The organism is Collinsella sp. D33t1_170424_A12, assembly GCF_015554865.1.
Lineage (GTDB): Bacteria > Actinomycetota > Coriobacteriia > Coriobacteriales > Coriobacteriaceae > Collinsella.
This window is the reverse complement of the sequence record NZ_JADNJJ010000111.1, coordinates 1-7976: the sequence shown is the minus strand read 5'-3', so window position 1 is coordinate 7976 and position 7976 is coordinate 1. Positions and strand designations below refer to the sequence as shown.

General features: G+C 60.1%; 3 protein-coding genes. 1 reads left to right on the top strand and 2 read right to left on the bottom strand.

Translation table 11 applies throughout. The features are described from left to right. Nucleotides 1-4689, bottom strand: a 4689-nt coding sequence (locus I2E26_RS04835) for a discoidin domain-containing protein (protein ID WP_195419821.1), incomplete at its 3' end; no start/stop codon positions are given. Between the two features lie 694 nt (nt 4690-5383). Here I2E26_RS04835 and I2E26_RS04830 point away from each other — a divergent pair. Continuing rightward, a complete protein-coding gene (locus I2E26_RS04830; protein ID WP_195419820.1) occupies nt 5384-6373 on the top strand; it encodes a YitT family protein in 990 nt (329 codons plus the stop codon). 141 nt (nt 6374-6514) lie between these two features. On the opposite strand, the gene prfA is transcribed toward I2E26_RS04830, so the two are convergent. Beyond that, nucleotides 6515-7582 (bottom strand): peptide chain release factor 1, encoded by a 1068-nt coding sequence (prfA, locus tag I2E26_RS04825; RefSeq protein ID WP_195419819.1) that lies wholly within the window; start codon nt 7580-7582, stop codon nt 6515-6517. Nucleotides 7583-7976 lie beyond the last annotated feature (394 nt).

Sequence of the window (7976 nt, the reverse complement as noted above, 5' to 3'; positions counted from 1 at the left end):
GAAGCCGGTGGAGATGCCCTCCGCGGCGAGCCACTGGATGGCGTCGCGGTGCGGGGTCTCCTTGTCGACATCGGTGAAGGCCGGGGCCTTATCGGCGTCGAACTTCGGCTCGCCGGCCAGGCGGTAGAGGAACGCGGCCATGTCGGCGCGCTTCACCGTGGCGTAGGGACGGAACTCGAAGGTGCCGTCGGGCTTGGCCCAACCCTTGGAGATGCCGTTAGCGGCCAGCCAGACGATGTGATCGGCGTGCGAGGTGTTCTTATCGACGTCGACAAACGCGATCTCTTCGGACTGGTCACCGTCGAGGCGCAGGGCAACGATGGCCTCGGCAAGCTTCTGGGCAGAGCTGTAGACGGCGTTCACGTCGCCGGTCTGCGAAGCCAGAACGTCCTTCGAGGCGGACAGCGCCGTCTGCATCGCATTCCACGTTGCCTTGGTGAACTGGTCGTGCTTGCAGGGACCATCCTGCTTGACGAGCTCGGCAGCGGCGATAACGGCCTTCAGGCGATCGAAGTTGGGAGCAGCGGCGGCATCGGACAGACGAAGCTCCGCAGCGGCGCCGTTGCCGTTGTTGGCCTTCACCCAAACGAGCTTGACTGCCTTCACGCCGTTCTGGCGATCGAACTTGATCATGATCGGGTCGAGGCCGGTGACCTTGAGGTCGCCCTCCTTCACCTTGGTGAAGGACGTGCCGTCGGTGCTGACCTCGATGCGGTACTTCTGGATGTTGCCGTTGGTGCCCGTCTGGCGCGGGGTGTACTGAATGCCGTCGACATCCATGGGGGCCTTGCCGGTCAGCGTTACCCAGTGCTCGCCCGTGGTGATGCTCCAGTCGCTGTGCCACATGGAGCTCAGGTTGCCGTCGAGCGTCTTGGACGCGTCGTCGCCGCCCTGGTGCGAGCTGTCCTTCGCAACGAGCGTTGCGGGATCGATGAGGGTCAGATCGGTGCTGGCCTTCGGCTTCAGGCCGTCGAGGGCGCGTACGATCTCGGCGGTATAGCCGTCAACGGTCTCCTGCATGGAGGCAGGGAGATCGGAGCGGACCTTGCCCCATGCCATCTGGAGGGTGGCGACGGAGTCATCGGTGAACAGGTCCGCAAGGGTCTCGGCGTAGTCGCCGCCCTGCAGCTGCGCATAGGCGTCGATGCGACAGTAGTCGGCCTTATCGAACTCGGTCTTCTCAAGCAGCGCGTTGATCTTGGCCGTAAGGTCAGCGATGACCTCGGCGGACGGATCCATCTGCTTGAAGACGTCATACGCCTGGTCGAGCAGCTCGCGCATGCCCTCGATCTTGTGGGACTTCAGGACGGACTCAGCCGTAACGACGGCGTAGTCGAGCTCCATGGTGGAGTTGAACTCCTTGGCCGTGGAGATGCGGACGTCGTCGACATAGCCCTGGAAGGCATTCGTCTTGGAGCCGATGACGTTCACGGGGAACATGTTGGTGGCCTTGAGCTTGGCACGCTGCTTGGTGCCGACCGTGTCGACCAGCTTGCCGTTGACCCACAGCTCGGTCTGCTCGAACTTGTTCTTGAACTCGAGCTCGACCCAGTCGTTCAGCGGCAGGGTGTAGTTGAAGGAGTAGGCGCGGTTCTCACGCGTGATGCCCACCTTGCCGGTGCCCTTCTGGACAGCCATGATCTGGCCGTACTCGGACTCGAAGAGAACCTGCGGCTCGGTGGAGGCGCTCGTGCGCTTCACCTTCACGCGAAGGTCGTTGCCCAGACCGATGGTGGTGAGCGCATCGTCCTTCACGGAGACGAAAGACTTCTCGCCGTTGAGCTTGAGGGCGTTGCGGCCATCGACCTTCTCGATCGCGGCGTTCTCGCCGGCAACCAGATCGCGCTTCATGCCGGAAGCGTCGGACAGGTCCTCCATGCTCCACTGAGCGATGGCGCCGTTCTCGGCGGTGGCGACGTTGTAACCGAAGTTGGTGTTGGGGGCGTCGCCAAGACCAGCGATAGCGTCCTTGGCAGCGGCGGTGTTCATGGAACCCTTGCCCCAGCCGTTCGCGCCAAACAGGCCGGCGGAACGGTTGATACGGTCGTAGATGTCGTACTCAGACATACCGTTTTCCTGGTTGTCGCACATGTCGTTCCACACGGCGAAGGAGCCACCCAGGATCTGGGGGTCACCAGCGGGGATCATGTAGCCGCTGATGCCGTTCAGGGGATCGGTGTACGCGCTATCGGACAGGTAGTCGTAGTAGTAGCCGGCGTTGGGGACGATGTAGAACACGCCGTCCTGGCAGTCGATCAGCTCGAAGCCCAGGTCGTACATGCTCTTCATGTCTGCCCAGCCGGGGTTCCACAGATCCATCTGACGGCGCTGGCCGGACTCGGACACGCCGCTGACGTTGACATCGCCCTTGATGGTGGTAAGGGAGCCCCAGACGCGGGCGGTCTTGCCGTTGTCCTCGGCGTACTTGAACATGTCGTTCACGAAGCGACGATAGGCGTTGCCGTCGGCGCTGTACTCGTCGGCGCCGATATGAATGGTATCGGTGCCAGCGAAGGTGGAGGTGTCGCCACCCTTGACGTACTCGTCGAAGATGCTCTGAACGAAAGCAAGGCTATCGTTGTAGAGCGAGGTGAGGTTGAGGTGGTCGTTCTGACGGCCATCGGTACCGTGGCGCAGGTCGGGACGAACCTTGGTGAGGGACAGGGAGTGAGCCGGGGTGTCGATCTCGGGGATGATGTTCACGCCGAGAGCGGCAGAGTGCTCGATGAAGTCCTTGAACTCAGCCTTGGTGTACCAGACATCCTTGGCGGTGAGGTCGGCCTTGTTCTTGCCGTCGTTGCCGCCTTCCTTGATGCTGGACTCGAGACGGAACGCGTTATACGCCTGGAAGACGTCCTTGCCGGCACGCGTGTACTCCTCGAGGGGAATGTAGTTGTCGTTCAGGTGAACATGGAAGTCGTTCAGCTTGAACCAAGCCATCTGCTTGGTCATCTGCTGCAGCCAGTCCATGGTGAAGGTCTTACGGCCCACATCGAGGATCAGGCCGCGGACCTTGTACAGCGGGTAGTCGCGCGCGGTACCAACGGGGAAGGAGCCGTTGCCGGTCTTCATGCCCTGGAGGATGGTCTTGGCACCCCAGTTAGCGCCGGCGACCTTCTCAGCGGTCACGGTGATCTTGTCGCCCTTGGCCTCGACGAGGTAGCCCTCGTCCTGCAGGCCCTTGGACTTGTCGGTGGTCAGGGTAAAGAAGATATCGCCCGCGTTGGCAGACGTACCCTTCACCACGGACAGCTCGACGCCGGTTACGGCCTGGAAATCGGAGGCGAACTCATCGGCCATGGCCTTGAGGGAGTCGTCGCTGAAGACGACGCGCTTGGCGGAAGCCGCGGCGAAGGAGCCGGTGCCGCCGACCCACTCGCGGAGCTCGGGCACGATCGACGGAGCAGCGTTGCCGGCCTTGGCTGTGGACAGCGTGCCGGGAACGGTGACGTCAAACTCCTTGAACGCGTAATCGGTGCTGTCCTTCTTATTGGTGATCTTGAAGGAAGCCTTCACCGTCACGTTTGCGATGGGATGGAAGATCGTGCCATCGAGACCGATGACCTGCTCGTAATCGGTACCGTTGTACTTGATCTCATAGCCCTCGGGAGCCTCGGGGAGCTCGTACTGGAGCGTCTGGGTCTCAGCGGTAACCGGAGCGATCTTGATGTCGTTCAGATACTCAGCGGGCTGCTTTGCAGGCGCGGGCGGAACCTCGTTCCAAACCTCGAACTCCATGCAGGAGGCGCCCCAACCAAGAACCTGGGTGATCTCGAGCTTCACATAGCGACCCGTCGCAGGCTGCTCAAGGGTGATCTTGCTCGTAGCATCCTTGTTGTTGGCAGTTTGGTAAACCGGGGTTCCCCAGTTAGCAGTCGCGGGATTGTTCCAGCACGCCTCATCACTCGAAGCGTAAACCTTGAACGCAGTGGAGTAGTTCTCCGCGTTCTCCCACATAGCCTCGATATACTTAAAGGTCTCTTCCTTGCCAAGGTCAACGGCGAGCCATTGCGGCTGGTCGGCAGACGGCTTGGTCTCTGTCATCCAGCGATCAGCCTTGCCGTCCTTTTTCTTGCCGTCGACAGCGCGGGCGCCGTTTTCGTTGTGATAGTCGACACTGGCCTTCGTCGCCTTCTTAAGCGCGAGGTTCACAGCGTCGGCAGGCTCGGGATCAACAGTACCGCCCTTGGTATTCATAACCTCAAGCTCGCACACGGAGATACCGTACGGCCCATTCATGGCAGTGACGTCAAGCTTGACGTAACGACCGGACTTGGGAGCATCCAGGGTAACGGTGCTTACAGCCTCGTTGGTGCCCTTTCCAACATGCACGGGATCGCCCCATGCCTCCTTGGAGTCGGAAACGTAGAGCTTCCAATCCTTGCCGCTGTTCTCCTGGTCTTCCCAGGTGATAACGAACTTATCGACCTCGGTCGTCTTACCCAGGTCAACAACCGCCCATGCCGGCTCAGTGCTCTCAGTCATCCAGCGACCCGTCTTGGAATTCTTGTCGCCATCAGTCAGCTTACGGCCGGTGCCGTTGTACTCGCGATTAACTGTCACCTCCTTATTGAGTGCCAGGTTCGCGGGTCCGGCCGCATATGCGGCGGGCGTCGTGGAAACCGCGCAGATCAGCGCGAGCGCCACTGCGAAGAAACCATTCAGCACCTTTCTTGCCCTTGATATCATTCCCTCTCCTTTTGTCTCACGATGTCGCCGCGATTCGACGACATTCGACCGACATAATCCCTTTAACCTTACCGTTCACTTTCGTAAACGGCGGTTAGAGGCCGGTGAGCGGTATTAGAGAATATGCGGCTTTATACAGCTCAATATCGGGCTCACATCTTCACGAAACAAAGCGCAGGCCCTGTAACCACGCGCTTTTTCGCTAGATGCCCACCTCCGCCTCGCAGCGCATATAACCGTCATATTCCTGTATACATTTGTTCACCGAATCTTCTGCAATCTTTAATCGCTTTATTCATTCTTAAGTCTTTCGGCAAACGGTCGCTATTTGTCATGAGTGGTTATTCACATATAACTTGTATTTAATCTGGAATACCACTAGCTGCAGGCTTGTTACGAGTCCCATCAATGCGGCCTCCAGGCGTGAAGACCGTCGACCCGGCGAAGCAGATGCTCAATATGCAAAACCATGCAGATAGGCACCCCATCCAATCCATCGACCGCGGTCGCAGCTCCTCCACCGCCGCCATCTATATATATTAGTGCGCCTCCATTCGTACGAGACAAGTCGCACCGCCCCGCCGCTTCAGCTAGGTGCATTGTGGTGTTACAAAATGTGCGCGATGAAGCCTGGAGAAAGGGCTATGTTTGGCCTAGGGAAGCATGCTATCCGGTATGACCGAAGGGGGACGCCATGCCTGAAGATCCGCAACTTGTTAAACTCAAGCATCTTGGCCGCTATGTTGTGGTGCGTCGTGCCATCACGCTCGCATGCGTATGCACATCCGCCCTGCTGCAAACCTACGTTATCCAAGCATTCGTCAATCCCGCCAACCTGCTTTCGGGAGGGTTCACCGGCGTTGCCCTCCTCCTCGAACGCGTGGCTCATCTTATGGGCGCCAGCCTGCCCGTCTCCATAGGCGTCCTGCTGCTCAACATCCCCGTCGCGCTCTTTTGCTGGCGCTCCATAAGCAAGCGCTTCGTCCTCTTCTCCATGGTCCAGGTGGGGTTGCTCAGCGCGTTTCTCAAGATCTTCTCGTTCCAGCCCATCTTGGGAGAGACGTTTCTCAACGTGATCTTCGGCGGCGTCTTGAACGGCATCGCCATCGCCATCGCCTTGAAAAGCGGGGCGTCTACCGCCGGCACGGACTTCATCGCCCTCTACGTTTCCAACAAGACCGGTAAGACGATCTGGCCCTATGTGTTCGCGGGCAATTGCTGCATCCTGGCGATCTTCGGCTCTATCTTCGGATGGGAGCACGCCGCCTATTCCATTGTGTTCCAATTCATATCGACCAAGGCCATCGACGGCTTCTACCATCGGTACAACCGTTCCACCCTGCTCATCACCACCAAGAAACCCCAGGAAGTGGCCCGCGCCTACACGGACACGCTCCATCACGGCGCCAGCATCATCGACGCCACGGGCGCATTTAGCGGCGAACCCGTCGGTATCATCCATACCGTGCTCTCCACCTACGAGATGGGGGATGCCATCCGACTCATCCGCTTCGTCGATCCGCGCGCCGTGGTCAACGTGCTCAAGACCGATGACTTCGTTGGCAACTTTCATCGCGCCGGCATCGACGAACCGCTTCCAACCGAGGTCGAGAACGGTGAATCACCCGACTCGATTCTGGAGCTCATCGCGCGCAAGCAGCACGACGACCATGCGGGCCAATAAAAAACGACGCAGCTTACGAGCATCCACCCGCACCGACAACCCGCGCGCGGGCGCCCTCGTCCCGCTGTTTTAAAAAAGGCCGCCGGCATAAAGCCGACGGCCCGTCTTCACTGGTATGTTGCCCGTTAGCCCGGTGGCGCCTTAGACCGCCGCCGCCAGCTTCTCGGCGCGCTCGGCTGCAGCCAGCGCCTCGATGACGTTGGAAAGCAGGTCGCCCAGCAGTACGCCGTTATACGTAGAGTTGAAGCCGATGCGGTGATCGGTCACGCGGTCCTGCGGCTGGTTGTACGTGCGGATCTTCTCGGAACGGTTGCCATGGCCGATCTGGCTGGAGCGCTCGGCACCCAGCTCGGCCTGCTGACGCTCGAGCTCCATCTCGTACAGGCGCGCACGCAGCATCTGCATGCAGACCTCGCGGTTCTGGATCTGGGAGCGCTGCTCCTGAGACTGGACCACGGTGTTCGTAGGCAGATGGGTGATGCGCACCGCCGAGTAGGTGGTGTTGACGCACTGGCCGCCGGGGCCGGAAGCGCAATAGGTATCGATACGCAGGTCGGACTGGTTGATCTGCACGTCGATCTCTTCGGCCTCGGGCAGAACGGCCACGGTAGCGGTAGAGGTCTGGATGCGCCCCTGGCTCTCGGTCTTGGGAACGCGCTGGACGCGATGGACGCCGGACTCGTACTTCATGACCGAGTACACCTTGTCGCCCTCGACCTTGAACTCGATGCTCTTGAAGCCGCCCGCCTCGGAGGGGCTGGAATCCAGGACCGTCATCTTCCACTTCTTGGACTCGATGAAGCGCTGGTACATCTTGAAGAGATCGCCCGCGAAGATAGCGGCCTCGTCGCCGCCCGCTGCGGAGCGGATCTCGATGATGGTGTTCTTCTCGTCGTTGGGATCGCTCGGAATGAGCATGAACTTGATGTCCTCTTCAAGCTTGGGCAGCTTGGCCTCGTTCTCGGAGATCTCCATCTGGAGCATCTCCTTCTCGTCGGCATCGGACGCCTCGCGCAGCATCTCCTTGGCAACCTCGATGTCATCGAGCGCGGCGATATACTCGCGCGCAGCGTTCACCAGGTCGGTCTGGTGCGCGTACTCCTTGTTAAGGCGCGTGAACTCCTTGATATCGCTGGCGACCGCCGGGTCGGACAGCTTCTTCTCGAGCTCTTGATACGCAACGATAATCTTCTCAAGCTTCTCGCGCATGATGCCCTCCTTCTAACTGAATCAACGGGTAGAGCGCCGCTGGCACGCGACGCGGTTTCAGGGACGGCGGCCGACGGCCGCCAAGCGCCACCGCTTCCGCAGGCGTAGCGCCGCTCGGTTCATCCAGCTAGAGTTTGTCGAACGCGAAATGCATGGAACGGTCCCCTTTCAACGGACGATATGATACCCAAAGTGCCATCGAGGCACAACGCAGCGGACTCAAAGCGCAGGTCGTTCATGGTATCCGCGCATTTTGCCCGCCGCGCGCCGCCGGCACGAGCGCAGGCCTACAGCAAGGTCATCGAGAACGAGCGAACATCGGTCTCACCCGGAGCCAGGATGGTCACGTTGTCGCGATGCTCGAGAACGTCGTCCTCCTCCGCGAGCGCGGCAT

What these genes read in the sequence shown, in the direction of transcription:
- I2E26_RS04830 (WP_195419820.1), top strand. Translation starts at nt 5,384, where the DNA reads ATGCCTGAAGATCCGCAACTTGTTAAACTCAAGCATCTTGGCCGCTAT.
- prfA (WP_195419819.1), bottom strand. Translation starts at nt 7,582, where the DNA reads ATGCGCGAGAAGCTTGAGAAGATTATCGTTGCGTATCAAGAGCTCGAG.